The 26,138-nt window shown below is 72.4% G+C and carries 27 protein-coding genes; 8 read left to right on the top strand and 19 right to left on the bottom strand.

Translation table 11 applies throughout. The features are described 5' to 3' along the window. The first annotated feature begins 52 nt into the window (after window positions 1–52). The 4 genes from V6U88_RS24565 to V6U88_RS24550 all read left to right on the top strand — a co-directional run bounded on the left by V6U88_RS24565 (window position 53) and on the right by V6U88_RS24550 (window position 5,461). Window positions 53–718: a DUF2238 domain-containing protein gene (locus V6U88_RS24565; RefSeq protein WP_334456519.1), complete on the top strand. Its 666-nt coding sequence runs from the start codon at window positions 53–55 to the stop codon at window positions 716–718. Next, complete coding sequence (locus tag V6U88_RS24560) at window positions 715–1,431, top strand: class I SAM-dependent methyltransferase (protein ID WP_334456518.1); 717 nt, start codon at window positions 715–717, stop codon at window positions 1,429–1,431. The genes V6U88_RS24565 and V6U88_RS24560 overlap by 4 nt, the downstream gene beginning before the upstream one ends. A 191-nt stretch (window positions 1,432–1,622) precedes the next feature. After that, the gene (locus V6U88_RS24555; RefSeq protein ID WP_442934687.1) at window positions 1,623–2,549 is read left to right on the top strand and encodes an alpha/beta hydrolase family protein; all 927 of its coding nucleotides are present in this window, start codon (window positions 1,623–1,625) and stop codon (window positions 2,547–2,549) included. 161 nt (window positions 2,550–2,710) lie between these two features. Continuing rightward, window positions 2,711–5,461 carry a helix-turn-helix transcriptional regulator gene (locus V6U88_RS24550; protein WP_334456516.1) on the top strand — a complete coding sequence of 917 codons (2,751 nt, stop codon included), beginning with the start codon at window positions 2,711–2,713 and terminating at the stop codon, window positions 5,459–5,461. A gap of 87 nt (window positions 5,462–5,548) precedes the next feature. Here the strand turns inward: V6U88_RS24550 and V6U88_RS24545 are convergent, their stop codons facing one another. The 14 genes from V6U88_RS24545 to V6U88_RS24480 all read right to left on the bottom strand — a co-directional run bounded on the left by V6U88_RS24545 (window position 5,549) and on the right by V6U88_RS24480 (window position 19,338). Further along, on the bottom strand, window positions 5,549–6,445 hold the full coding sequence (locus V6U88_RS24545; RefSeq protein WP_334456515.1) for an STM4011 family radical SAM protein: 897 nt from the start codon (window positions 6,443–6,445) through the stop codon (window positions 5,549–5,551). Further along, on the bottom strand, window positions 6,442–7,767 hold the full coding sequence (locus tag V6U88_RS24540; RefSeq protein ID WP_334456514.1) for an STM4012 family radical SAM protein: 1,326 nt from the start codon (window positions 7,765–7,767) through the stop codon (window positions 6,442–6,444). Before V6U88_RS24540 ends, V6U88_RS24545 begins: the two co-directional genes overlap by 4 nt. Then, window positions 7,764–8,567 (bottom strand): STM4013/SEN3800 family hydrolase, encoded by an 804-nt coding sequence (locus V6U88_RS24535; RefSeq protein ID WP_334456513.1) that lies wholly within the window; start codon window positions 8,565–8,567, stop codon window positions 7,764–7,766. The genes V6U88_RS24540 and V6U88_RS24535 overlap by 4 nt, the downstream gene beginning before the upstream one ends. Beyond that, entirely contained in the window at window positions 8,555–9,655 is a 1,101-nt protein-coding gene (locus V6U88_RS24530; RefSeq protein ID WP_334456512.1) for an STM4014 family protein, read from the bottom strand. The genes V6U88_RS24535 and V6U88_RS24530 overlap by 13 nt, the downstream gene beginning before the upstream one ends. Window position 9,656: 1 nt before the next feature. After that, window positions 9,657–10,604 (bottom strand): STM4015 family protein, encoded by a 948-nt coding sequence (locus V6U88_RS24525; RefSeq protein WP_334456511.1) that lies wholly within the window; start codon window positions 10,602–10,604, stop codon window positions 9,657–9,659. 6 nt (window positions 10,605–10,610) lie between these two features. Continuing rightward, window positions 10,611–11,543, bottom strand: coding sequence for an STM4015 family protein (locus V6U88_RS24520; RefSeq protein WP_334456510.1), 933 nt, complete (start codon window positions 11,541–11,543; stop codon window positions 10,611–10,613). A gap of 160 nt (window positions 11,544–11,703) precedes the next feature. Further along, entirely contained in the window at window positions 11,704–12,276 is a 573-nt protein-coding gene (locus V6U88_RS24515; protein WP_334456509.1) for a gluconokinase, read from the bottom strand. Next, window positions 12,266–13,495 (bottom strand): D-mannonate dehydratase ManD, encoded by a 1,230-nt coding sequence (manD, locus tag V6U88_RS24510; protein ID WP_334456508.1) that lies wholly within the window; start codon window positions 13,493–13,495, stop codon window positions 12,266–12,268. Before manD ends, V6U88_RS24515 begins: the two co-directional genes overlap by 11 nt. Before the next feature lie 23 nt (window positions 13,496–13,518). Beyond that, window positions 13,519–14,472 (bottom strand): sugar kinase, encoded by a 954-nt coding sequence (locus V6U88_RS24505; RefSeq protein ID WP_334456507.1) that lies wholly within the window; start codon window positions 14,470–14,472, stop codon window positions 13,519–13,521. Continuing rightward, a complete protein-coding gene (locus V6U88_RS24500; RefSeq protein ID WP_334456506.1) occupies window positions 14,469–15,107 on the bottom strand; it encodes a bifunctional 4-hydroxy-2-oxoglutarate aldolase/2-dehydro-3-deoxy-phosphogluconate aldolase in 639 nt (212 codons plus the stop codon). Before V6U88_RS24500 ends, V6U88_RS24505 begins: the two co-directional genes overlap by 4 nt. A 2-nt stretch (window positions 15,108–15,109) precedes the next feature. Then, a complete protein-coding gene (gene dgoD, locus V6U88_RS24495; protein ID WP_334456505.1) occupies window positions 15,110–16,258 on the bottom strand; it encodes a galactonate dehydratase in 1,149 nt (382 codons plus the stop codon). A gap of 7 nt (window positions 16,259–16,265) precedes the next feature. Continuing rightward, complete coding sequence (locus tag V6U88_RS24490; RefSeq protein ID WP_210774651.1) at window positions 16,266–17,081, bottom strand: carbohydrate ABC transporter permease; 816 nt, start codon at window positions 17,079–17,081, stop codon at window positions 16,266–16,268. Next, complete coding sequence (locus V6U88_RS24485; protein WP_334456504.1) at window positions 17,078–18,022, bottom strand: carbohydrate ABC transporter permease; 945 nt, start codon at window positions 18,020–18,022, stop codon at window positions 17,078–17,080. Before V6U88_RS24485 ends, V6U88_RS24490 begins: the two co-directional genes overlap by 4 nt. Before the next feature lie 77 nt (window positions 18,023–18,099). Further along, window positions 18,100–19,338, bottom strand: coding sequence for an ABC transporter substrate-binding protein (locus tag V6U88_RS24480; RefSeq protein WP_334456503.1), 1,239 nt, complete (start codon window positions 19,336–19,338; stop codon window positions 18,100–18,102). Between the two features lie 187 nt (window positions 19,339–19,525). Here V6U88_RS24480 and V6U88_RS24475 point away from each other — a divergent pair, with 187 nt between their 5' ends. The 3 genes from V6U88_RS24475 (at window position 19,526) to V6U88_RS24465 (ending at window position 22,096) form a co-directional block, all read left to right on the top strand. After that, window positions 19,526–20,287 carry a FadR/GntR family transcriptional regulator gene (locus V6U88_RS24475; protein ID WP_334456501.1) on the top strand — a complete coding sequence of 254 codons (762 nt, stop codon included), beginning with the start codon at window positions 19,526–19,528 and terminating at the stop codon, window positions 20,285–20,287. Between the two features lie 259 nt (window positions 20,288–20,546). Then, the gene (locus V6U88_RS24470) at window positions 20,547–21,242 is read left to right on the top strand and encodes a class I SAM-dependent methyltransferase (RefSeq protein WP_334456500.1); all 696 of its coding nucleotides are present in this window, start codon (window positions 20,547–20,549) and stop codon (window positions 21,240–21,242) included. 194 nt (window positions 21,243–21,436) lie between these two features. After that, window positions 21,437–22,096: a transposase domain-containing protein gene (locus tag V6U88_RS24465; protein ID WP_334456498.1), complete on the top strand. Its 660-nt coding sequence runs from the start codon at window positions 21,437–21,439 to the stop codon at window positions 22,094–22,096. A 31-nt stretch (window positions 22,097–22,127) separates the two neighbouring features. Here V6U88_RS24465 and V6U88_RS24460 read toward each other — a convergent pair whose 3' ends face one another. Beyond that, window positions 22,128–22,820 (bottom strand): TMEM175 family protein, encoded by a 693-nt coding sequence (locus tag V6U88_RS24460; protein ID WP_334456496.1) that lies wholly within the window; start codon window positions 22,818–22,820, stop codon window positions 22,128–22,130. A gap of 405 nt (window positions 22,821–23,225) precedes the next feature. Further along, entirely contained in the window at window positions 23,226–23,369 is a 144-nt protein-coding gene (locus V6U88_RS24455) for a hypothetical protein (protein ID WP_334456495.1), read from the bottom strand. 137 nt (window positions 23,370–23,506) lie between these two features. On the opposite strand from V6U88_RS24455, the gene V6U88_RS24450 reads away from it, so the two are divergent. After that, the gene (locus tag V6U88_RS24450; protein ID WP_334456493.1) at window positions 23,507–24,451 is read left to right on the top strand and encodes an aminoglycoside phosphotransferase family protein; all 945 of its coding nucleotides are present in this window, start codon (window positions 23,507–23,509) and stop codon (window positions 24,449–24,451) included. A 161-nt stretch (window positions 24,452–24,612) separates the two neighbouring features. On the opposite strand, the gene V6U88_RS24445 is transcribed toward V6U88_RS24450, so the two are convergent. The 3 genes from V6U88_RS24445 to V6U88_RS24435 are packed head-to-tail and all read right to left on the bottom strand — an operon-like array spanning window position 24,613 to window position 26,034. Next, complete coding sequence (locus V6U88_RS24445; protein WP_334456621.1) at window positions 24,613–25,125, bottom strand: DUF1877 family protein; 513 nt, start codon at window positions 25,123–25,125, stop codon at window positions 24,613–24,615. A 58-nt stretch (window positions 25,126–25,183) separates the two neighbouring features. Next, window positions 25,184–25,621: a GNAT family N-acetyltransferase gene (locus tag V6U88_RS24440; RefSeq protein WP_334456491.1), complete on the bottom strand. Its 438-nt coding sequence runs from the start codon at window positions 25,619–25,621 to the stop codon at window positions 25,184–25,186. Between the two features lie 53 nt (window positions 25,622–25,674). Continuing rightward, window positions 25,675–26,034, bottom strand: coding sequence for a hypothetical protein (locus V6U88_RS24435; protein ID WP_334456489.1), 360 nt, complete (start codon window positions 26,032–26,034; stop codon window positions 25,675–25,677). Window positions 26,035–26,138 lie beyond the last annotated feature (104 nt).

The raw sequence follows: 26,138 nt of genomic DNA, 5'->3' as shown, positions 1-26,138 counted from the left end.
GTCGGCGTCCCGGACGGCGACCGGCCGCCCTTTCACGAACAGGCGGACGCCGGTGACCCGAGCCCGTGCCCTCCTCCCGCCGGCACTGCTGGGCCTCGTCCTCGTCGCGCTGGTCCTCTCCGGCATCCGACCGTACGACCGGCTGACCTGGCTGCTGGAGACGGTGTGGGTGATCGTCGCCATCCCCGTGCTGCTGCTCACCTGGCGTCGCTTCCCGCTCACCACCCTGCTGTGCTGCCTGCTCGCGGTGCACGCGACGATCCTCATCGTCGGCGGCCACCACACCTACGCGCGTACCCCGGTGGGCAACTGGGCGCGGGACGTGTTCGACCTGTCCCGCAACCCGTACGACCGGCTCGGCCACTTCGCGCAGGGCTTCGTACCGGCCATCCTGGTCCGGGAGATCCTCGTCCGCCGGTCGCCGCTGCGGGGCAGCCGGTGGCTGGCACCGCTCGTGGTCTGCGCCTGCCTGGCCTTCAGCGCCCTGTTCGAGATGTTCGAGTGGTGGTCGGCGCTCGCCGCGGGCGCGGCCGCCGACGACTTCCTCGCCACCCAGGGCGACGTCTGGGACACCCAGTGGGACATGTTCCTGGCGCTGCTCGGCGCGGTCACCGCCCTGGCCCTGCTGAGCCGCCTGCACGACCGACAGCTCCCGCCGCCGCCCGTCGATCCCCGGCGCTCGTCGGTGGGGCCCGACCAGCCCAGGATGAGCGCGTGAGGATCGATCGCCGGCCGGGCGTCGCACTGCTGAGCACCGCGGCGCTGGAACGCTCGGCGGTGGTGGCCAACAACGCCATGAACCGCGAACGGCAGCTCGCCGGGGTCAACAGCTACGCCCGTGAGCTGGGCTTCAACCCCGTCGACGTGCTCACCGACCGGCTCGCCGGCGCCGCCACCGCCGGCTGGCTGGACCTCTGCTGCGGTACGGGCCGGGCCCTGATCCAGGCGGCCGGGCAGCTGCGTGGGATGGGGGTGGCCGGGCGTACCGCCCTCGTCGGGGTCGACCTCGTGGACGCGTTCGACCCGGTGCCGACACCGCCGGCGAACCTGCGGCTGGTCTGCGCCTCCGTCGCCACCTGGGCGCCGGACCGGCCGTTCGACCTGGTCACCTGCCTGCACGGACTGCACTACGTCGGGGACAAGCTCGCCGTCCTGGCCCGCGCCGCCGACTGGTTGACGCCCGAGGGCCGGTTCGTGGCCGACCTGGACCTGTCCAGCATCCGGCTCGCCGACGGGCGCCCCGCCGGGCGACGCCTCACCACGCTGCTGGTCGCCGCCGGCTTCACCTACGATTCCCGCCGCCGCCGGATCAGCCGCACCGGTCGCCGCGAGGTCCGCCTCCCGTACCGTTTCCTTGGCGCCGACGACCGCGCGGGCCCCAACTACACCGGCCAACCGGCGGTCCACTCCCACTACGCCGAGGAGCGCTGACCGCGTCGTCGTCCGGCGGGCGACAAGCGACCGAAGCGGGCACGCCGCCGCCGAGGCGCTCGACGCGCCGCTGCCGATGACGCCGCACGGGCACGACCGTCCAGTGGGGCCGGCGTCACCGCCGCCCGGGGGACTGGTGATTTCACCGATGCGGGGGCCGCCCACGCCGCCGAACACTGATCCACGTCGATATGCCCCGACCGCAGGGAGTGCCCGACGTGTCATCACCAACCAACACCACCCGTCCCCGTTCCGCCGTCCGCGCCGCCGCCCTGGCCGTCGCGGCCGTCCTGGCCACGGTCGGTGGCCTGGCCGCGTCGCCGGCCGCCCAGGCCGCCGAGAACCCGTACGAGCGTGGTCCCGTCCCGACCGTTGCGCTCCTGGAGGCCAGCCGCGGTCCCTTCGCCACCGCGTCGCAGAGCGTCTCGTCGTTCAGCGTGACCGGCTTCGGTGGGGGAGTCATCTACTACCCGACCAGCACCAGCGAGGGCACCTTCGGGGCCGTCGCCATCTCGCCCGGCTACACCGCCGCCTGGTCCAGCATCAGCTGGCTGGGCCCCCGGATCGCCTCGCACGGGTTCGTGGTGATCGGCATCGAGACCAACAGCCGCTTCGACCAGCCGGACAGCCGCGGCCGGCAACTGCTCGCCGCGCTCGACTATCTGGTGCAGCGCAGTTCGGTGCGGGGCCGGATCGACGGCACCCGGCTCGCCGTCTCGGGGCACTCGATGGGCGGCGGGGGCAGCCTCGAAGCCGCCGTCGCCCGGCCGTCGCTTCAGGCCGCGGTGCCGCTGGCACCGTGGAATACGGACAAGACCTGGTCCGATGTACGGGTGCCGACGCTGATCGTCGGCGGCGAGAGCGACACCGTCGCGCCGGTCTCGTCGCACTCGGAGCCGTTCTACAGCAGCATCCCGGCCTCGTCGGAGAAGGCGTACCTGGAGCTCAACGGGGCGAGCCACTTCTTCCCGCAGTCGGTGAACACGCCCACCGCGCGGCAGATGGTGGCCTGGTTGAAGCGGTTCGTCGACAACGACACCCGCTACGAGCAGTTCCTCTGCCCTGGCCCGAGCGGCCTGGCGATCGAGGAGTACCGCAACACCTGCCCGAGCGCCTGACGCTCCTCGGGGCGGCCGCCACCTCGGCGGCCGCCCCGCCCGTCCGGCCCGTCCGACCGCCCGGTCTCGGAAGGCGCACTACCACTGTCGACAAACCCGGCCGGAAGGGCGTGGAGCCGCCGACTCTTTCCAACGGGTTGCCGATACGTGACACTCGATGGATGGTTACTGCATCACCAGTGCAAATAACCGTGCTGCGGGGCCGGGACGACGAATGCGCCGCCATCCGGCGCCTGCTGGACGACCTGCCCGGCGGCGGGGGAGCGCTGCTGCTGCAGGGCGAGCCCGGCTCCGGCCGCACCGCCCTGATCGAGTACGCGCACCGGCACGCCGAGGGGTGCACCCTCCTGGCGGCGACGGGGCTGGCGGAGGAGGCGGCGCTGCCGTACGCGGGACTGCAACGCCTGCTGGAGCCGGTGCTGGACCGGGCCCGGGTCCTCCCCGCCCAGCACCGGCGGGTGCTGCGGCACGCGTTGGCCGGCGGGGGCTGCCCCGCCCACCGGCGGCTGGCCCTGTCCATGGCCGTGCTGGGGCTGCTCGCCGCCGCGGCCCGGGACCGCCCCGTGCTGTGCACCATGGACGACGTCGACCGGGGTGACCAGGCGACCACCGAGGTGCTGGCGTTCGTCGCCCGGCGCCTGCGCCCCCTGCGGGTCGCGGTCCTGCTCACCACGGCGGCGGACGCCCCGGTCGGTGGCGTACCCCACCACCGGCTCCGCCCACTCGACGACCGCGACGGTGCCGCGCTGCTCGCCGACCGGCTGCCCGGGCAGCCGGTCGCGCCGTCGGTGGCGGCGGTGCTCGGCGCGGTCGCCGGGGGCAACCCGCAGGCCCTGGTCGACCTCGCCGGGGTGCTCACCCCCGGCCAGTGCCGGGGCGAGGAGCCGGCGCCCACGGCGCCTCCGGCCGACGGCGGACTGGGCCGTGCCTACCGGGCCCGGCTGGAGCGGTTGCCGGCCGCGGCCCGGCGGGTTCTGCTGCTCGCCGCGCTCGACGAGGAGGGGGAGCCGGGCACCCTGGTCCGGGCGGCGCGGGCCGCCGGTGCCACCGTCGAGGCCCTCGCGCCGGCCGAACTCGCCGGCCTGCTCCGCGTCGAGGGGCCCCGGGTCACCTTCCCGCAGCCGCTGGCCCGCGCCATGGTGCGCGGCGCCGCCCCGCTGGCCGAGCGGCGCGCCGCGCACCTGCTGCTCGCCGGGGTGCTCGACCGTCCCGGGCAGCGGCTGCGCCGGGCCGCGCACCTCGCCGCCGCCGCCGAGGGCCCCGACCCGGTCCTGGCGGCGGAGCTGGAACAGGCCGCCATCGACGGCGGGAGCGGGGACGCCGCCTCCGCGGCGCTGCAACGCGCCGCCGAACTCAGCGACGACCCGACCCGCGCCGCGGCCCGACTGGTGACCGCCGCGCGGTACGCCTGGTCGGCAGGCCGGTCGCATCGGGCCCGCGTACTGCTGGGCAGCCTGCCCGCCGTCGTCGCGCCCACCGTGACCGGCCCGGCCGAGCTGCTGCGGGGGGAGCTGGACCTGCGCGCCGGTCCGGCCCGGTCCGCGCTGACCGCGCTGCTGGCCGCCGCGGACACCCTGGCGGACACCGACCGCACGCTCGCCCTCGGCGCGCTGGTCCGGGCCGGCGAGGCGGTCTGCTACTCCGGCGACCAGTACCGCTACGCCGAGGTGGCCCGGCGGGCGGAGCCGCTGCGCCGCCCCGACGACCCGCCGGCGACCGAGCTGCTCAGCGCCTACGTCACCGGAGTCGGGGCGACCCTGCGGGGCGATCACGAGCGGGCCGGCCCGGCGCTGCGCCGCGCGGTCGTCCTCGGTGGACAACTCGCCGGCCCGGCGCTCACCCCGGCGGCCCTGAGCTGCGCGGCGGCGGCCGGCCTGCTGGTGGCGGTGGACGGCGCGGCGCACCGGCTCGCCCAGCGCGCCGTCGAGCTGGCCCACGATCGGGACGAGCGGTGCGCCCTGCCGCGCGCGCTGGAGCTGCGGGCGGCCGCCGAGTACTGGCTGGGTCGGCACGACACGGCGGCCGACACCTCACGGGAGGGACTACGGGTCGCCCGGGACACAGGCCAGCACAACTGGGCCGGGGTGCACCTGGGCATGCTCGCGGTGCTGGCCGCGGTCCGCGCCGACCGGGACACCAGCCTGCGACGGATCCGCGAGATCGGCGAGGATCCGGGCGGGCACAGCCGGCCGCGCGCCCTCGCCCAGTGGGCGCTGGCCGTACTCGACCTGGCCGACGGCCGGCACGCCGCCGCGGCGGCGCGGCTGACCGCGTTGGCCCGCCCGGGCACCGGCCGGGGGCAGGTGCTGGTGCAGGTGATGGCCACCCCGTACCTGGTCGAGGCCGCCGCCGGCGGCGCGGACCGGCCGGCGGCCTGCGCCGCGCTCGCCGTCTTCGACCGCTGGGCCAGCAGCACGGCGAGCCCGTCGCGCCGCGCCCTCTCCGCGCGCTGCCACGCGCTGCTCGCGCCCCGGGGCAGCGCCGAGGCCGAGCGGGAGTTCCGGGCCGCCCTGCGGCTGCACCCGGCGGACGCCGGCGCCTTCGAACGGGCTCGCACCGGGTTGCTGCTCGGCCGGGAGCTGCGCCGCAGCCGCCGGCCCCGCGCCGCCCGGGAGTACCTGCACGAGGCCCGGGAGACGTTCACCCTGATCGGCGCGACCACCTGGGCGGAGCAGGCGGCCGCCGAGCTGCGGGCGGCCGGGGAGTCGGTCGGCGCGCCGGACCGGTCGGCGGCGCGACTGCTGACCGGACAGCAGCTACGGATCGCCCAACTGGTCGCCGAGGGGGCCACCAACCGGGAGATCGCCGCCCGGATGTTCCTCTCCACCCGGACGGTCGACCACCACCTGCGCAACATCTTCCACCGGCTCGGCATCCGCTCCCGGACCGAGCTGGCCCGCGCCCTCTCGTGACCCCGCCGGCCGGTGGGCGTGGCGGCACCCCGACGGCCGGTGCTGTCACCGACGCCAGACGTCCACGCCGATCACGCGCGCGTCCGGTCAGGCCGGAGGTGGCGACACAACGGCGGTCGGCGCGGGTGGGCGTACCGGTGGCCAGGCGGCCGGGATGCGTTCCAGCAGTCCGCCGGCGAAGACGTCGCGCAGCCCGAGCGGCTTCAGGTGGACGTACCCGATGTGGCAGTCGCAGATCGCGTTGACGCACGGCCGGGGCCGCAGGGCGGCCCGCCACGACCCGTCGTACAGGTTGCCGATCGGGGCGGGGACGAAGTGGCAGCGGCGTACCGTGCCGTCGCCGAGCACGGAGATGGCCGACTCGCCGGCGTGGCAGGGCCGGCCCAGCGACAGATGCGGCCGGACGCTGTACCCGAAGTGCGGGTCCAGCTCCGTCCAGGTCGCCTCCTCGGCGGCGGGGTATCGCCGTCCCTCGGCGGCGTTCACCCACAGGTAGACCTCGGCGGGGAGGGCGGCGCGCAGCGCCCGCGCCTCGTCGAGGTGTTCCGGCAGGCCGACCACCCCGACCGAGTACCGGATGCCCAGCTCCGACAGGCGGGCGCAGCGGGCCAGGAACCGCTCCCGGGTCACCTGCCCCGGGTGGTACGTCGTCCAGAGCGCGGCGGAGCGGGCGTCGGCGTCGGCCAGCCAGTCGACGCGGGTGGCGAGGTTGGTCTGGATGACCACCCGGTCCACGTGCGGCAGGTGGGACAGCGCCACCATCGTCTCCCGGTACCAGCGGCGGGTCAGCCCCTCGCCCCAGGGCGTGAACAGTACCGACAGCCGCAGGTCGCGGGTCGACGTCACCCAGTCGGTGAACCGCGCCAGCGCGGCCCGGTCCTCCCGGAGCAGCTCCGGCGGGTCGTGCCGCTTGGCGAACGGGCAGTACGGGCAGTCGTAGTTGCAGCTGGCCAGGGGCCCGCGGTAGAGGATCTCCAGGTTCACCGGGGCACGTACCCGGTCATCGCCGCGCGGACCTCGGCGGAGCTCAGCCAGGGGCCGACGGCGTCGGAGCGGGCCAGGCCGGCCGGCGTGAGCCGTGACCCGCCGCCGTCGGCCCAGCCGCGCTCGACGAGCATCCCCAGCTGAGGGAAGTCGTCGACGGGTGGGCGGCCGAAGCGCGCCCGGTAGGCGACCGGGTCGACGCCGTCGGCGCGCAGCAGCGACTTGAGCAGCCACCGCCGGCGCTGCTCGGTGTCGTCGAGGCGGTACCCGAACTCCGCGTGCCGGAAGTCCTCGGCCGGCCGGGCCAGGTAGTCGTCGAGCACCGCGCGCACCTGCGACACGCTGACCGCGTAGTCGAAGGAGTAGTGCAGCGAGGTGGTGTAGGAGCGGGCGCCGCAGCCCAGGCCGACCATGCCGTCGTCCTGGCAGCAGTAGTCCGGGCCGTCGGGGACCGGCGCGTCGGCGCGGCGGAACTGCCGCATGGACTCCTGCCGGTACCCGGCCGCGCCGAGCGTCTGCACCGCCTGTTCGTAGAGGGCGAGCCGCTGGGCGTCCCAGTCGGCGCGCCCGTGCGCCCGGCGTCCCAGCCCGGTGAGCGGCCGGACGTACAGCGGGTAGAGGTAGAGCTCCTCGGGCCGCCAGGCCAGCGCCGCGTCGAGGCTGGTCCGCCAGGTGTCGGCGGTCTGCCCGTCGATGCCGTAGATCAGGTCGATGTTGAGCACCGGGATCCGGGCGTCCCGGATCGCGGCGAGTGCGGTCTCCACCTCCGTGCGGCGCTGCGGGCGGCCGGCGGCGCGGGCCTCCGCGTCGAGGAAACTCTGCACCCCGATGCTCACCCGGGTGGCGCCGTGCGCGGCCAGCACCGCGAGCCGGTCCGGGGTCGCGGTGGCCGGCGAGGTCTCCACCGACAGGGGTACGCCGGGCAGCCGGGCACCCACCGTGCCGGTGGCGATGTCGAACAGCTCGGTCAGCTCGTCGGCGGTGAGGTACGTGGGGGTGCCACCGCCGAACGCCGCCCGGGCGTACCCGGCGTCGTCGCCGAGCGCGTCGGCGACCTGCTCGGCCTGCCGGCGCAGCTGCCGCAGGTAGGCGCTGACCTGTTCCTCCGGGGCGTTGGCGCGGGTGAACAGGTTGCAGAAGCCGCAACGCATCTCGCAGAACGGCACGTGCAGGTAGAGGAAGAGCGCGTCGCGCGGCTCGGCCCGCCACACGTCGGCCAGCAACGGCCGGGGCCGCAGCGCCCGGTAGGACGTCTTGTGCGGGTACGCGTACAGGTACTGCTGGTACGGCGAGCCGTCGAGGCTCGCATCGGTGCTGGTCACCATTCTCCCGGGTGCAGGGTGAAGTGGGCGTACGGGACGGTCCACACCACGTCGTGGCCGATCCGGTGGCCGGTGTGGCCGTCCTCGCCGTAGGCGGTGCCGTGATCGGAGCAGATGATCGTGAACACCGGCCGGCCCCGCCCGGTGAGCAGGGCGAACAGCCGTCCGATCCGCCCGTCGACGTACTCCAGGGCGGCGGCGTGGCTGGCCAGGTCGTCGGCCTCGGCGCCGGGCAGGTGATGGCGGTTGGGCTGGTGCAGCGCGGCGACGTTGAGGAAGGTGAACAACGGCTGCCGCGCCGGCACACCGGGCAGCACCTCGGCCAGCCGGTCGAGCTGGGCGTCCAGGCAGGTCGGGGAGGTGACCCCGAACTCCGGCTCCCAGTGCGCCTCGGCGAACAGGCCGGGCAGCACCGCGCCGAGCGGGCTGCGCCGGTTGAAGAACCCCACTCCGCCGAGGCAGAGCGTGTGGTAGCCGACGTCGGCGAGGGCGGTCGGCAGGTCGGGGGCGTCGAACACCCAGGTGTCGGCGCCGGCGGTCTCGCTGCCGGGGAACGCCGCCGCGTACAGCCGCTCGTGCCGGCCCGGGCCGGTCGGCGTGGGCAGGAACCCGGCGAAGAAGGCGTGGTGCGCGGCGTAGGTGAAGCTGGCGGGGGAGTGCCGCCGTTCCCACCGTCCCCCCGGCAACACCCGGGCGAGGGTCGGGGTACGCCCCGTCGCCGCCAGCTCGGCGGCCACGTCGTGGCGCAGCGTGTCGAGGGTGACCAGGAGCAGGTCGTGCCTGCCGATCAGACCCCGCACCGGGCCACCTCCCGCGCCACCGGGCCGGCTGCCGCCCGCCACCGGTCCCACCGGCCGCCGGTCAGCGCGTGCACCTGCTCGGCGTAGGTGTCCCGCCCGCCGGCCAGCACCCCGGGCAGCAGGTCCCCGAACGCGTTGACCTCGGCGACGGCGTGCCGGCGCCAGCCGACCAGGAACATCAGGTCCACGCCGACGTGCAGCGAGGCGGGGAAGCACGCGGCGACCCGCTCGCAGGTCTCCATCGCCGCCGACCACGCCGCCGCCCCGGCCGCCGCCCGCAGCTCGCCCAGGTCACCGCGCGCGTTGCCCAGGTGCAGGTTGGTCAGCGGTCCCCGGGCGGCGCGGACCACGGCGTGGGTGGGCCGCCCGGCGACCACCACCACCCGCAGGTCGACCACCCGGTCGCGCAGCCCGGCCTTGGGCAGCCACCGCTCCACGTGCAGCCCGTCCGGGGCGAGCCGGTCGACGATCCCGGCGATCTCCGCCTCGTCGCGGTAGTGGCGCAGGCGCAGCGAGTTGAACAGCCCGTCGGGCGTCGCCTCGACGGTGGTGACCGCCTGTACGCCCCGAGGGCCGACGGCGAGGGCGATCACCCCGGCGGCGGACGAGCCGTGCGCGGGCTTGACGAACACCCGGCTCCAGCCGGCGGCCGTCATCGCCGCCCGCAGCCCCGCGTATCCGTGCACCGGGGGCAGCGCGGCCGGCACGGGGACGCCGGCGGCCGAGAGCAGGGCGTGGCAGCGCCGCTTGTCGCAGAGCACCGCGACGTCCTGCGGCGGGTTGAGCAGGGTGGCGCCGCCCGCCGCCACCCGGCCCAGGGCGTCCACCAGCCCGGCGTACGTGTCGGCGAGGCCGATCAGCTCGCCGTGCCGGGCCGGGACGGCGGCGCCGCGCAGCAGCCGGTCCACCTCCGGGTCCTCGCCGGGCGAGTCCACCCGCACCAGGGTGCCCGCCGCCGGGGGCGCCGCCCCGGTCAGCACGTCGACCCAGGGCAGCACCGTGGGTCGCGGCAGGCCGGCGGCGAGCAGCGCCCCGGTGAACAGGGCGACCCGTCGGTTGTCGGGGTTGCCCACCACGGTCAGTCGCATGTCACTCCGACACCGCCGTGTACTGGTAGCTCTCGCCGTCGTACTCGTCGGGCTCCTGCGCCTCGGAGGTGTCCACCCGGACGCCCGGCAGCGCGGCGGCCACCGACGCGGCCGTCTCGTCGGAGAGGTAGTGGTGGTGCAGGTCCAGCTCCGCCAGATGGGCCAGTGACCCGCCGGCGAGCAGCGCCGCGGCCCCGGCGTCGCCGAGCGTGCCCAGGGACAGGTCGAGGCGTTCCAGCCGCGCCAGCACCGGCGCCGCCGCCAGCGCCGCCGCCAGGTCGTCGGCGATCTCCGCGTTGCGCAGCCCCAGCCGGCGCAGCCGCGGGAACCGCTCGCCGGCCAGCAGCGGCTCCAGGTCCGCCACGCTCGTGTCGCCGCCGTAGTCCGGGGTGCCGAGCCACAGTTCCAGGTCGGTGAGGGCGGGCAGGTCGGAGTCGAGCACCGCGGCGACGAACTTCCGGGGCAGGCCGCCGCTCTCCACCGCCAGCTCCCGCAGCCGCCCGTGCCGGACGGGGGAGAAGTCGATGTCGTCGCCGCCGCGCACCCGCAGCACCTCCAGCGCCGGGTAGGCCGCCAGCAGGGGGCTGACGTCACCCACCTTCATCCAGGAGACCTCACACTCCTCACTGGTCATGTCGCCGAGGAACAGGGCCCGCAGCGCGGGCAGGCGCGACGCCAGCTCACAGAGCTGCGCGACGGGGGCGTGGTTGAACGCCGCGTAGCCCCACGCGCCGATGACCAGCGACTCCACGGACGGCCCGGCCTGGGCGACGAACCGGTCGAAGGCCGCCCGGAACTCCTCGGAGAGCTTGTACTCCGCCGTCTCGTCGAAGTGCCAGTACGAGAACCGCCACGACACCGGGCCCGGCACCTCGGGCAGTGGGCCGTCGGCGGGGACGTCGACGACCGGACGGCCGGCGAACGTACGCGCGTGGGAACTGAAGGTCATCCTCGCTCACTCTCCGACCGCGGTGTAGCGGTAGTGCCGGCCGCGGTACTCCTCGACGGTCTGCGGGTCGGAGACGTCGACCCGGACGCCGGGCAGGGCCGCGACGACACGCTCCCGGCACTGCTCGGACAGGTAGTGGTGGTGCAGGTCCAGGCGGCGCAGGTGGGTCAGGGGCCGGCCGGTCAGCAACGCCTCGGCGCCCTCGTCGGTGAGCACCCCCATCGACAGGTCGAGCACCTCCAGCCGCGGCACGACCGGCGCGGTGGCGAGCGCCGCGGCCACCGGATCGGCGATCTCGGCGTTGCAGAGCGCCAGGTGCCGCAGCCCCGGCAGGTTGTCGCCGGCCAGCACCGGCGTCAGGTCCTCGACGGTCGAGTCGCCGCCGTAATCCGCGCGGCCGAGCCACAGGTCCAGCCGAGCCAGCGCCGGCAGCTCGCACCCGCCGACCGCCCGGGACGCCGCCCCGGGCAGCCCGCCGGACTCGACGACCAGCTCCCGCAGCCCGGTGTGCCGGATCGGGTCCAGCCGCAGCCCCTGCGCGCCGCGCACCCGCAGCACCTCCAGCGACGGGTACGCCGCCAGCAGCGGGGTGATGTCGCCGTGGGTCAGCCAGGAGATCTCACACTCCTCGCTGACCAGGTCGGCGAGGAAGACCGCCCGCAGCCCGGTCCACTGCGCGGCCGCCTCGACCAGCAGGTCGACCGGGAGCGCGCGCTCGTACGCCGTACCCCACTCACCGATCACCAGGGCCCGGACCGCCTCGGCCGGCACCTCGTCGCGCAGGGCCCGGACCAGGTCGGCGAACTCCTCGGGTTCCGCCTCGAAGTCCTCGACCTGCAGCCGCCACGCCACCGCCGACGGATCCTCCGGCAGGGTCATCCCCGGGGTGAACGGCACCACCGGCAACCCGGCGAACGACGACGCGTGGGAGTGGATCACACCAACCTCCGGTCCGACTGCGGCAACGGCGGCGCGACCGTAACAGGCCCGACCGACACGATGATCAGCACCGGGCGGATCGGCGCGCGCTACCCCCACAGATCCGGTGTGGACGGACCGGCCTCGCCCTGCTCCGCTACCGGCGCGGCGCCCGACCCACCTACCCGAGCTGCGGGACAGGCGCTCCGGTGCTGGCGAAGCCGAGCCGGGCGACCGCCGCCGTGACGAGCTCGTCCGGAGGCAGCGAGACGTCGAGGACCACGCCGGACTCGTCCGGGCGCAGCGGCTCCAGGATCGCCATCTGGGAGTCCAGCAGGCTCGCCGGCATGTAGTGCCCCGCGCGCCGGGACATCCGCTCCCGGATCACCTGCGCCGGCCCGTCGAGGTGGACGAAGTCCAGGTCCGGCGGCCCCTGCCGCAGCAGGTCCCGGTAGGACCGCTTCAGCGCGGAGCAGGCCAGCACCGTCGACACTCCTTCGGCATGGCGGGCGGCCATCCACGCGGCGAGGTCGCGCAGCCAGGGCCAGCGGGCCGCGTCGTCCAGCGGTACGCCGGAGCGCATCCGCGCCACGTTGGCCTCGGAGTGGAACTCGTCCGCCTCGGCGAACGTCAGCCCGGTCAGCTCGCTGATTCCCCTGGCCACGGTCGTCTTGCCGGCACCGGACACGCCCATCACGACGACGTGCCGGGTCGGCCGCGGGTTGCCGTGGGCGGGACGCCGGTCACCAGTCATGGACGGTGCCGTCCTTGAGCCGGTTGAACGGCAGGTAGGCCGGTGTGTACGGGAACCGTGCGGCGGCCTGCTCGTCGAACTCCACGCCGAGACCCGGCTGCTCCCCGGGGTGCAGGTAGCCGTCGGCGAAGCTGAACGACTGCCGGAACACCTCGTTGGTCAGGGGCCCGTGCGGCATGTACTCCTGGATGCCGAAGTTGTGGATGGCGAGGTCGAGGTGGAGCGCGGCCGCCATGCCGACCGGTGAGATGTCCGTCGGACCGTGGATACCGGACTTGATCTGGTACTGCGCGGCGAAGTCGAGGAGCTTGCGCATGGCCGTGATGCCCCCGGTGTGGGTGACGGCGGACCGTACGTAGTCGATGAGCTGTTCCCGGATGAGCGTCTGGTAGTCCCAGACCGTGTTGAAGACCTCGCCGATGGCCAGCGGCGTGGTGGTGTGCTGGCGGACCAGCCGCAGCGCCTCCTGGTTCTCCGCCGGGGTGCAGTCCTCCAGCCAGAACAGGTCGTACGGTTCGAGGTCCTTGCCGAGCCGGGCGGCCTGGATCGGGGTCATCCGGTGATGGCCGTCGTGCAGCAGCGGCAGTTCCGGGCCGAACTCGTTGCGTACCGCCTCGAAGACGCCGGGGAGGTGGCGCAGGTAGGACCGGGTGTCCCAGTCCTCCTCGGCCGGCAGCGGGGTGCGCTGCGCCGGTTCGTAGTCGTACCGCTTGCCGTCCGGGCTGGGCTGCGCGGCGACCCCGTAGACGGCGTTGATCCCCGGCACGGAGGTCTGCACCCGGATCGACCGGTAGCCGAGCTCGAGGTGGTTGCGGATCGAGTCGAACAGCTCGGGGATGTCCCGCCCGGAGGCGTGCCCGTACGCCATGACGCCGGTCCGCGACGCGCCACCGAGCAACTGGTAGAGGGGCATTCCGGCGGCCTTCGCCTTGATGTCCCAGAGCGCGACGTCGACGGCCGCGATCGCCGCCATGGTCACCGGTCCGCGCCGCCAGTACGCCGAGCGGTACAGGAACTGCCAGGTGTCCTCGATGCGGTGCGGGTCCCGCCCGATCAGCAGCGGGACGACGTGGTCGGCCAGGTACGAGGCGACCGCCAGTTCCCGCCCGTTGAGGGTGCCGTCGCCCAGGCCGGTGAGCCCGTCGTCTGTGGTGATCTTCAGGGTGACGAAGTTGCGGTCGGGGCTGGTGACGATGACGTCCGCTGCGACAATCTTCACGGGGTGCCTTTCTCAGGTGGTGCTCAGCGAAGGGTGTTTCCGGTCTCGTGGCCGTCGAGAAGGGACAGTTCGTCGCGGCGGGGCAGCCCCTCCCAGTCGCCGTGACCGGCGACGGCGAAGGCGCCGAGGGTCACCGCGCGCCGCAGGCGGCCGGCCAGGTCGAGTCCGTCGAGGTGCCCGGAGAGGTAGCCGGCGGTGAACGCGTCGCCCGCGCCGACGGTGTCCACCGCGGTCACGCGTACGGCCGCGACCTGCCGCACGCCGTCGCGGGTGTACGCCCGGGCGCCGTCGGCGCCCAGCTTGACCAGTACGGTCTCCACTCCGCGCGCCAGCAGGCCCGCCACCACCGCGGACTCGTCCCACCCCGGTTCGCCGACGAGGTCCAGCTCGTCGGCGGAGGCGATGACGACCGACGCGTGGGCGGCCAACGGGGCCAGCACGGCACGGGCGGCTTCCCGCGTCCAGAGCCGGCTCCGGTGGTTGACGTCGAGGCTGACGAGCATCCCGGACCGGGAGCCGGTCTCGGCCGCCCACCGGGTGGCCTCGCGGGCGCTGTCGGACAGTGCCGGGGTGATCCCGGTCAGGTGCAGGACCCGGGCACCGTCGCCGATCGGCCTGCGCAGGTCTGCCACGCGCAGGGCCGATCCGGCCGAGCCCGTCCGGTGGTATCGCACCCGGGTCAGGTCGGCGGTGCGCCGTTCCAGGAACAGCAGACCGGCGGGCCGGTCGGGATCCCTGGTCACGTCGTCCACGCCGACGCCCTCGGCGCGCAACTGCCGCAGCACGTACTCGCCCAGCTCGTCGTCGCTGACCCGGCCCACCCAGGCGACCCGGTGCCCGAGCCGGGCCAGACCGATCGCGACGTTGGACTCCGCCCCGGCCAGGTGCATGGTCAGCGCACCCCCGGCGGCCAGCGGGCCGGGCGCCCGCAGCGACACCAGCGCCTCGCCGAAGGTGAGTAGGTCGACCGCGGTCATGAGGCCGGCTGGCGGGCGGCCGCCGCCAGGTAGGCCCGCGCCCGGTGGCGCAGCCCGTCGAGGTCGCCGCCGGAGGCGGCGTCCCCGACCAGCGGGCCGCCGACGCCGACGGCGATCGCCCCGGCGCTCAGATAGGCGGGCATCTCGGCCAGGCCCACCCCGCCGACCGCGACGAACGCGATGTCCGGGAACGGGTCGCGCAACGCCTTCAGGTACGCCGGGCCGCCGAGGGACGCCGGGAAGAGCTTGACGGCGGACGCCCCCATCCGCGCGGCCGTGTACGCCTCGGTCGGGGTGAGCGCCCCGGCGGCGACCGGTAGTCCGCGGCGCACCGCCTCGGGGATCGACTCGACGACGGCCGGGGTGACGATGAACTGCGCGCCGGCGGCGATCACGTCGGCGACGTCGGCGGCGGTCAGCACCGTTCCCGCGCCGACCAGCGCTTCGGCGGGCGCGGCCGAGCGGATGGCCTCGATCGCGTGCGGCGCGTCCGGCGTCGTGAGGGCCACCTCGACGACGCGGACGCCCTCTTCCAGCAGTGCGAGGCCGGTGGCGACCGCGGCGGCGGTGTCGGTGCCGCGGATGACCGCCAGGACGCGGGCCGCGGCGAGTTCGGTGGTCAGGTCGAGGGTCATGGTCACCATTCCGCGTAGGAGCCGTCGCGGTGCCGCCACATCGGGCTGCGCCAGGCGTGGCCGCGCTTGTCGGCCGCGCGTACCGCCTGCTCGTCGATCTCGATGCCCAGCCCCGGCGCGGTGAGCCGCTCGACGTGTCCGTCGACGAAGGTCAGCGGCGTCTTGTCCAGGCAGTAGTCGAGCACCTCGGCGCCGAGGTTGTAGTGGATGCCGATGCTCTGTTCCTGGATCAGGAAGTTGGGCGTGGCGAAGCCGACCTGCAGGCAGGCCGCCAGGGCGATCGGCCCGAGCGGGCAGTGCGGGGCGAGCTGCACGTCGTAGACCTCGGCGAGCGCGGCGATCTTGCGTACCTCGGTGATGCCGCCGGCGTGCGAGAGGTCCGGTTGGGCGACCGCGATGCCGGCCTGGAAGACGGGCAGGAACTCCTGCCGGCTGTAGAGCCGTTCGCCGGTCGACACCGGGGTGGTGGTGGACCGGACGAAGTCGCCGATGAGGTGGGAGTTCTCCGGCACGACCGGCTCCTCGAGGAACAGCGGCCGGTACGGCTCCAGCAGCGGTGCGACGCGGCGGGCGTTGGCGAGGGTGAACCGGCCGTGGAAGTCGACGGCGACGTCGCGCTCGTCGCCGAGCACCTCGCGGGCGGCGGCCACCCGCTGGACGACCGCGTCCAGTTCGGCGACCGACGCGATGGGGCTCATCCGCCCGGAGGCGTTCATCTTGACGGCGGTCAGGCCCGCCGCCACCTGCGCGGCGATGTGGTCGCGGACCTCGTTCGGCTCGTCGCCGCCGACCCAGCCGTAGACCCGGATCCGGTCGCGGACGGGCCCACCGAGCAGTTGGTGCACCGGTGCCCCGTACCGCTTGCCGGCGATGTCCCAGAGCGCCTGGTCGAGGCCGGCCACGGCGCTGGCCAGGATCGGGCCGCCCCGGTAGAACGAGCCCTTGGTCATGACCTGCCAGTGGTCCTCGATCCGCAGCGCGTCCCGGCCGATCAGGAGTTCACCGAGCTGCTCGACGGCGGCCCGGACGGTTTCGGAGCGCCCCTCGCAGGTCGCCTCGCCCCAGCCGACGATCCCGGATTCGGTCTCGACGCGGACGAAGAGCCAGCGGGGGGCGACGAGGAACGTCTCGATGCGGGCGATTGTCGTCATGGTGTCCTCAGCCCTTCGTCGCGCCGGCGGTGAGCCCGGAGACGACGTACTTCTGCACGAACAGGGCGATCAGCATGATCGGCAGGGTGACGACGGTGGCCGCCGCCATCAGGCCGCCCCAGTCGATGCTGGCGTAGCCGACGAAGTCGAAGATCGCGACGGGCAGGGTCTTGGTGTCGGCGCCGGAGAGCACCAGGGCGAACATGAAGTTGTTCCAGGAGAAGATGAAGGACAGGATGCCGGCGGTGGCCACGCCCGGCACCGAGAGCGGCAGCGTGATCCGGCGGAACGCGCCGATGTGGGTCAGCCCGTCCACGAGCGCCGCCTCCTCGAGTTCGAGGGGGAGGCCGTCGAAGTAGCCCATCATGATGTAGACCACCAGCGGCAGCGACACGAACATGTGGCTGAGGACGAGCACGCCGAACCCGCCGACCATCTGCAGGTTGGAGAAGACGTAGTACCAGGGCACCAGCAGCGAGACACCGGGGATGACCCGCGCCATGAGCACCACCAGCGCCGACTTGCGCATGTTGAAGCGGCTCATCGAGTAGGCCGCCGGCACGCCGAGCAGCAGGGAGAGCGCGGTGGCCGCGAAGGCCACCCAGAGGCTGTTGCCGATGAACTGGACGTAGTTCGCCTGCTTCAGGACGTTGGCGTAGTTGTCCACGGTGGGCGAGAAGACGACCGCCTTGCCCGTGTCGTAGATGTCGACGTTGGTCTTGAACGACGCGGCGATCATCCAGAACAGCGGTGCGAGCAGCGCGATCACCACGACGGCGAGCGCCACGAAGCGGAAGATCCGGTAGGCGGAGCGGGCCTTCATCGCTGCGCCTCCTTCCTGCGGGACGTCAGGGCCCACATCGACCCGATGATGATCAGGAAGAAGATGATGAGGACCGTCGATGAGATGCCGTACTCGTTGTAGTCGAAGCTCAGGCCGTAGGCGTACACGTTGAGCGTCTCGACCTCGTGGAACGAGCCGCCGCCGCGGCCCTTGGTGGCGTAGAGGATGTCGAAGGTCTTCAGCGCGTCGATGCCGCGCAGCAGGATCGCGACGATCACGGTGGGCATCACCAGCGGCAGGGTGACGTGCCGGAACCGCTGCCAGCTGCTGGCGCCGTCGATGCGCGCGGCCTCCTGGGGCTCGTCGGAGAGCGAGGTCAGGCCCGCGAGCAGGATCAGCACGACCATCGGCGTCCACTGCCACACGTCGATGAAGATCGTCGTGGGCAGCGCCGAGTGCTGGCCGGCGAGCCACGGCTGGGGTCCGATGCCGAACCAGCCGAGCACCTGGTTGGCCATACCGATGTTCGGGTCGAAGATGAGCCGCCACATCATGCCGACCGCGACCGGGGTGGCGACCAACGGCATCAGGATGGCGACCCGGACCCACTTCTGGCCCCGGAACGGCCGCCACAGCAGCAGCGCGACAGCCATGCCGAGGACGACCTCGAACAGCAGCGCGACGACGGTGAACGCGGCGGTACGCCCGACGGCGGGCCAGAACCGGTCGGTGTCCGAGAGCACCTCGACGTAGTTCTGGAAGCCCACGAACTCCGACTCGGCCCGCACCGAGCCCTCGGCGTCGGTCAGGCTCAGATAGCCGGTCCAGGCCAGCGGGAAGATGATCAGCGCGGCGACGAACACCATGGCGGGCGCCGCGAAGAGCCACTTGCGATGGTCGTTGGCCCAGCGGGCCCAGCCGGGCGTGTCGGGCGTGGCGGAGGCGTCGTGGGGTCTGGTGCGGGTGGTGACTGTTGCCATGAGATCTCCGGGGTGGGCGGGCCGGGCGGGGGGAGTGGGGTGGCGGAGCCGGACGGCGCCGCCACCCCGCGCTCGGCTTACTTGGCCTCGTCGTCCAGGAACTTCTGGAACGCCGTGTTGGCGGTCTCGGCCGCGGCCGCCGCGTCCTTGCCGGCGATGGCGTCGACGATCGGCTGGCCGACGATCTCCCGGGCCTGGGCGACCTTGTTGACCAGCGGGCGGTCGTGACCGACGCCGTCCTTGGTGCTGGCCGCGATGGCCTCGACGAGGTCCTTCGGGTAGGACGCGGTGCCCTCCGGGTTGGCCCACACCGAGGTACGCGCGCTCGGCACGCCGGCCTTCTGCTGCGCGAGCGTCTGCTCCTTGCCGGTCGCCCACTCGACGAACTTCCAGGCGTTGCTCTGGTTCTTCGAGCCGTCGCTGACGCCCAGCGCCCAGGAGGGGATGTTGTAGGGCTTCGACCCGGCGGGGCCGGCCGGGAACGGCGCGAAGCCGACGGTGTCGGCGACCTTCGACTTGGCCGGGTCGGTGGCGTTCTTGTAGAGCGAGTTGGCCTCGGTGTAGAAGGCGGCCTTGCCCTGGGTGAAGATGGCCATCGCCTCCGGCCAGCTCATGTCGGTGCTGACGTTCGCCGGGCCTTGTTCCTTGATGAGCCCGCCGTAGTACGCGTATGCCTGCTTGGCCTGCTCGGTGTTGACGGAGGCCTTGCCGCTGCTGTCGACGAAGTCACCGCCGAAGCTGTAGAGGAAGCTGGAGAACTGGGTGACCGCCGGCGACTTGCCGGTACGGGCGACGAAGCCGGCGACGCTCGGATCGGCCGCCTTGATCTTCGTGGCCGCCGCCTTGAGTTCGTCGAGCGTCTTCGGCGGGGCGGTCAGGCCGGCCTTGGCCAGCAGGTCCTTGCGGTAGTACAGGACCTCCTGCTCGGTGATGATCGGAACTCCGACCGGCTTGCCCTCGTACGAGGTGGCCTGCACCGGGCCGGCCTGGAAGTCGCTGAAGTCCCAGTCCTTGTTGGACTTGACCTCGTCGGACAGGTCGGCGAGGTACTTGTTCTTGGCGAACAGCTTCCCCTCCTGCAGGGGGCGGTACATCATCACGTCGATGTCGCTGGAGCCGGCGTTCAGCTTGACGTTGTACTGGTCGGAGAGCTGGTCCTCGCCGAGCTGGGTGAGCTCGACCTTGAGCCCGGTCTGCTTCTCGAACTCGGGCAGGGCCTTCTTGATGTTCTCCGTCCACACGTGGTTGGCCAGGGTCACCCGGACCGTCTTGGTGGCGCCGCTGTCCTCACCGCCGCCGCACGCGCTCAGGCCCATGGCGGCAACCACGGCCAGAGAAGTTCCGATTATCGATCGACGCCGCACGTCCATCTCTCCTTCTGTGTGGTGGCCGCCGCCCGGGGGAGGAGCGCCACATCGTTGTAACGTCCGCTTAACGACGGGATGCTAGGCCCAAAAAGCTGACTTATTCAAGAGGTGATCTCCAACTGATATGCTCCAAACCGTGGATCAGTCCTCCCCAGGGGTCGCACCCATCCCGCCCGCCCCTGCCGAGGCTGGGCTGCACGCCCGCGTTCTCGACCACCTCGGCACCGCCATCTGCGGTGGCGAGGTGGCCGCCGGATCCGTCCTCAACATCGACGACCTGGTCGAGCGGTACGCGGTCTCCCGCTCAGTGATCCGCGAGGTCCTGCGGGTGCTCGCGTCCATGGGATTCGTCGAGACCCGCCGCCGGGTCGGGGTGATGATCCGCCCGGCGGAAGCCTGGAACGTCTTCGATCCGCAGGTCATCCGCTGGCGGCTCGCCTCGGCCGGCCGCATGGCGCAGATGCGCTCGATCACCGAACTGCGGACCGCTGTCGAGCCGCATGCCGCATGGCTGGCCGCCGGCCGCGTCGACCACGACGAGGCGAGCGAACTGGTCGGGCTCGCCGCCAAGATGTGGGCCGCCGGGAAGGCCGGTGACGAGGAGCGCTTTCTCAGCCTGGACATCGAGTTCCACCGGCGGGTGCTGGTCGCCTCCGGCAACGAGATGTTCGTGAAACTCCAGGAACTGGTCGCCGAGGTGCTCACCGGCCGGCACCACTACCACCTGATGCCGCACCACCCGGACGAGCAGGCTCTGCAACTGCACGCCGACGTCGCCCAGGCGATCCAGCGACGGGACGGCGAGCGGGCACGGGACGCCATGGTGCGAATCATGGAGCAGGCGTTCGACGAGATGAAGTCGATGTGGGAGCAGACCGGCGAGCCCGGCCAGGGCTGACTCCGCTGAGCCGTGGCGTCCGTATCGCCGGGCTATGACCCAGCGAATAGGACGGAATTTTGTGGAAGCTCCGGACCGGGGCGCCGTGACGGGACTTGCCCGAACGCTATCGCCGTGGAAACCTGCCATGAACGGTTGCGGCGGTGGACGGGACGTGGGATCGGATCCTGGCCCACGCGCACGAGCCGGGTGCTTGTTTGTCGCACCCACGCGGCTTTGGTAGGGATGCACCCTCGCTTCCCGTGGGAATGGGGTAACGGTGACAACCACCGACTACGACAACTTCGCGAACGCCTACTCGGCGGAGAACGAGTCCGGCCTCTTCAACGCCTACTACGAGCGACCCGCGATGCTTCGCCTCGCCGGCAACGTCTCGGGCCGCCGGATCCTCGACGTGGGGTGCGGTTCAGGCCCGTTGTCAGCTGCGCTGCGCGCCAAGGGAGCCGTGGTCACCGGCTTCGACGTGAGTGCGGCCATGGTCGGCCTGGCCCGCCAGAGGCTGGGTGAAGACGCCGACTTGCACGTGGCGGACCTGAGCGCGCCGCTGCCGTTCGCGGACGCCGAGTTCGATGACGTCGTCGCATCCCTGGTCCTGCACTACCTGGAGGACTGGTCCGGCCCCCTCGCCGAGCTGCGTCGCGTGCTGAAGCCAGGCGGTCGCCTGATGGTCTCGGTCAACCACCCCGCCGCCTATGCGATCGAGTATCCCAAGGCCGACTACTTTGCGCTTACGAAGTACTCCGAGGACTACATCCTGGACGGCCAGACTGTGTGGCTGACCTTCTGGCACCGGCCGCTGCACGCCATGGCAGATGCTTTTGCTGCTGCTGGGTTCCGCATCGTGACGATCAGCGAACCGCCCCCTTCTCCGGACACTCCTGCGGAGTTGCTTCCACCCGACCTGGAATCCGGGTCCTTCATGTGTTTCCTCTTCTTCGTCCTCGAGTCCGCCTAGTACCAACGCCGTTCAGCTAGGCGGTTGGTTGGGCTGTCAAGGCGTGCCTGGGACATGAAGCAGCGGAGCTCTGGTATAGAGGTTGGCCAGTCTAAGACGTCCTCGATACGGGAGCTCCGCTGGCTGCTCAGATTGCCATAACTCAGACGGTGACGGTAGCCGCGGGGGTGTTCGCGCCGGGACACGTTGGTGAGTTGACCCGTCTGGTGCCGTTCGAGATGGTCGATGAAGTCCTGGCCGCGACCGGGCGTACCCAGTCGCGGATACGGCTGCTGCCGGCGCGGGTCGTGATGTACCTGCTGCTGGCGGCGTGTCTGTTCACCGAGGTCCGGTATCGGCAGGCGTGGTCGAAGCTGACCAGCGGCCTGCACGGTATGCCGGTCGCCTCGCCCAGCGGCAGCGCGTTACGCCAGGCCCGGCAACGACTCGGGCCGCAACCGATGCGGGCGATGTTCGACCTGCTGCGCGGGCCGGCCGCCACGGCCGCTGCGCAGGTGCGGTGGCGAGGGCTGCTGCTGACCCGTGGTCGACGGCACCACCCTGGTCGTGGCGGACTCGCCGGACAACACCAGCAGATACACCAAACACCGCTGCACCAACGGAAGTTCCGGCTACCCCCAGATGCGGTTGAGTGCCCTCTACCCGACCGACCAGCCCATCTCGCGCGACCCGGACCACGCATCCGCCGAGGACTCGGACTGAGGGCGCCCGCCCTGAGCCGTGTCGTCGGCGCGATCCTGGCCGACCTGGTGCCTTGGTCAACGGCTGCCGAGGGGCACCCGTCGAGCTACCGGTCTACTGCTCCGGCCGAGTCGGGTGATGGTCTTCCCGGCTTCCGCTGGCGGCAACACTGACCAGGGCCCCGCCGGCACGCTTCCTCGGGGGTCACTCCCGACCGCCGCCGCGCGGACGCTTCGCCCTGGCGATCTCGCCCCGGATCGGGAGCCAGTAGAAGGGGATCAACGCGGTGATCACGGCCACGCCGAGGACGGGGAGCAGGGCGCCCAGCAGGATTCCGGCGGCGATCCAGAGGGGAGCGAGCCGAAAGCGACGGCCGATGGCTCGCGCAGCGGCGGGATCGACGGTGGTGCTGAGCAGCCGGCAACGACGGCTCGCGTACCCCCAGATCGCGTTGAACAGAGAGGCTGCCAGCCCGAGCGCGAACCCGTAGAAGACCACGGCAGTCCGCTGCCCGTGTCCGTCCCGGAACGCGGCGGCCAGAACGGAAGCGGCGAATGGCAGGAACGCGATGGTCATCAGCAGCAGGGTGTTGAGCAACAGCACCACCCAGTCGGTGCCGCGAAGGTGATCGAACATGACGTGGTGGTTGGCCCACACCTGCCCGATGAGAAGGAAGGTGAGGGCGTACGCCAGGTAGGACGGCCACAGCGTGGCGAGGCCGTGGGCCAGGTGCCGGGTGTCCTCCGGCGGGCTGATCTCCAGAACGAGCAGGGTGATGGAGATGGCGAAGACCGCATCGCTGAAGGCGACGAGCCGCGCGGGATTGCGTTCCGCACCGAACGTCGTTGACCTTGCTAATCCACGAGCAGGTTCTGCCACCGCCCCATACTGGGACACGAACCGTCGCTGGGCGCGGCGCCGAGCGGCGTGTCATCCAACACCCTGAAGTTTGCGGTCATGGCGCTTGGTCAGTGAGCACCGGTTGGCCAACTGCCAACGCTCCGACCTGCCCACCAGCCCTCGTGACTGCGTACGCCCGGTCGCGGTCAGGACATCATCGACCATCTCGAACGGCACCAGCCGGGTCAGCTCGCCCAGATGGCCCGGCGCGAACACCCCTGCGGCTACCGTCACCGACCGGGATATGGCAATCTGATCTGCCAGCGGAGCTCCAGGTGTCAGGGCGTCTTAGAGTGATCACCCTCGGAACTCCGCTGCTTTACGTCTCAGACAACCGTTGACACGCCGGCCGCCGCCCTAACTGAACGGCGTTGCGCCTAGTACTCCAGCCGGGCATTGTGATCACAGCTCGATGAGTGCTTTTCGGGCGTAGTCGCTGTTCATGGCGCGGGCTTGGTGTCGGCGTCGGCGGATCGACCAGAGCAGGGGGTCGGTGTGCCGGCGGGCGGGTTCGATGATCAGCTTGTTGAACAGGTGGCCCGCCATCGCTGGGCGTCTGCCCTGTATCCGGCAGCCACCACTGCGTCATGGTCAGTCCACACAACCGTCCATGATCGACGTGGGCTGCCTCCGCCCGTGCACCACATCGCGCTCAACCTCGATGGTCAGACGAGGACGGCTCAGTGAGTGATATCCCGGATCTCGGTCCCCGGCCGCAGCGCATCACCGTCGACGCGGAACAGGTGCATCGGCTCGTCGCCGGCCAGTTCCCGCAGTTGGCCGACCTCCCGGTTGAGCCGGTAGCCAACGGCGGCTGGGACAACTGGACCTTCCACCTCGGCCCCGAGAGGCTGGTGCGTCTGCCCAGCGCTGCCGAGTACGCCTTGGCGGTCGACAAGGAACATCGGTGGCTCCCGGCCCTCGCCGCTCGGCTGCCGCTGCCCATCCCAGCCCCACTGGCGAAAGGCAAGCCAGGTGCGGGCTACCCCTATCCGTGGTCGATCTACCGGTGGCTCGACGGCGAGCCTGCGAGCGTGGACCGCATCGCCGACCCGGTGCGATTCGCGCTCGACCTGGCCGAGTTCCTGGCGGCCTTGCGGAGCGTCGACGCCGCTGATGGTCCGCAGCCGGGTATCCACAACTGGTTCCGGGGCGGCGCCCTGCGCACCTACGACAAGAAAGTCGAGGGTGCGCTCGCGGAGTTGGGCGGCCACGTCGATGCCGAGCTGGTTCGCGAGATCTGGGCGAGTGCACTCGACGCCCGCTGGGACGGTGTAGACCGCTGGTTCCATGGGGACATCGCCCAGGGAAACCTTCTACTTGCTGACGGCCAGCTGGCGGCCGTCATCGACTTCGGGACATGCGGCGTCGGTGACCCGGCCTGCGATCTGGCGATTGCCTGGACGTTGCTGACCGCTGACGGCCGGCAGGCATTCCGCAAGCAGCTGTCGGTGGATGATGCGACGTGGGCACGCGGGCGTGGCTGGGCCCTCTGGAAAACGCTCGCTACCTGCTCCTACACATTCGAAGATCCCGAGGACGCGGAAGAATTCGCAAACGCGCAGCGCGTACTCGGCGAGATCTTCTCTGAATACACGGGCAGCGCTATCACTAAGCCTCGCCCATGACAGTTGTTACACCGAGGCACGTCCTCGTCCAGCCATGATCACGATCCCCGGCTGGAGTACTAGAAGGAAACCCCGGGCAGACCAGGGGATATGCTCCCACGGCCGTCCGGACCTATGCCCGCAGAGGCGAACTGGCCTGGCTCACATGATCGACAGAACACCTAGTCGAGCCAGCAGATGACGGCGTCCCCCTCGCGCGCCGCCGCCGCGAAGAACCGCTGCGCGTACGGCAGGTGGTGCGTCACCCACGACAGCTGGTCGGGCCGGTCCCAGACCTCGGGGTAGATGCGGGCCCGCGCCAGCTCGCCCTGGTCGACGTCGCCGCTCAGGTCGTCCTCGGTGAGGTGACCGAGCGTCGCGGCGGCCTCGGCCACCTGCGGTGGGGTGAGGTAGCGGGGCGGCCCGTAACCCCAGTCGTGCGCCGGATCCTCCGTGAGGTCGTCCTCGGACTCCGCGTCCGGCGTCTCGACGAACGCCTCGGCCCCGTACACGATCGGCAGCTCGACGCCGTGCCGGTCGAGCAGGAAATCGAGGGCGTGCCACGCCTTGTCGGTGCCGCCGACGCGCTCGCTCTCGTCGTCCATGGCCGCCTGGGCGAAGTCGTAGGCCCAGGTCAGGTCGTCCTTCGCGCGCGCCAGCTCGGCCGGGGTCACCCGCAGCCAGTTCCCGTTCATGCTCACGGGCGGCAGCGTAGGCACGGGGTCCGACATCGGTGGGACCTCACCGAGCCGGCTACGAATTCGCGGTGTCGCCCATCGGCTTGGTACACAGCACGTCGGGCTGGGGTAGGTACCCGAGTGCCTGCCAGAACCGGAGCCCGGCCAGGTTCTCCGGCATGACCAGGAGGTTGACCCGCGGACACCCCAGCGCGGCGAACCGCTTCTCGAGCTCACCGACCAGCAGGGTGGCGATGCCCCGCCGGCGGTGGGCAGGGTCGACGGCCAGGCGCAGGATCCACCCGCGGCGCCCGTCGTAGGTGCCCAGCACCACGCCCGCCACCGCCTGGCCGGTCTCCGCGACCAGGAACAGCTGCGGGTCCCGGGTGAGCTTGGCCGTCAGTTCCGCACGCGGCAGCACGTCCCGCCCCGCCGCGGCCCACAGCGCGGCGACGTCGTCGTAGTCGCGCCAGCGGAACTGGCGGATGTGCAGCAACGCACGACCTGCGGTCACTTCGCCCCCTGAGCCGGTCGAGTCACCGGCGGATCCGGTACGTCAACGCGCACCTAGGCGACCCTCGGCGCGGGCACGACCGGCAGCGCCGCGCGCTGGGTCGTACCCGAGATGTCGCCGGTCTGGATGACCTCGGTGGCCTCCGCCGCGGCCTCGCCCTCGACGGCGGCCGTCGCGCCGCCCGACCCGGCGGCCGGGGGCGCCGCGTCCGCGTCGATCGCGGCGAGCAGGGCCCGCAGCCGGCACACCTCGTCGGTGGCCAGCCGGAAGGAGCCCCGGCAGACCGCCCCGCTCCACAGGGACAGCACCACCGCTCCGCGCTCCGGGTGGTAGCTGACCCGCATCGTCCGCTCGTCACCCCGCAGATCGGTGAACAGGTCACCGAAGCCGGGCATCGGTAGCACCTCTCCCATCACCCCAGGATGCCCGAGCGGCGGCCGCGCGGAAAGGCCGCGCTACCGGGATGCGGGCCAGTGCTCCGCCCTTCAGGGCGGGGGTGAAGGCCCGCGCTGGGAGG

It is taken from the genome of Micromonospora sp. CPCC 205739 (assembly GCF_036906795.1).
Taxonomy (GTDB): Bacteria; Actinomycetota; Actinomycetes; order Mycobacteriales; family Micromonosporaceae; genus Micromonospora.
This window is presented reverse-complemented; position numbering and strand designations above follow the sequence as displayed.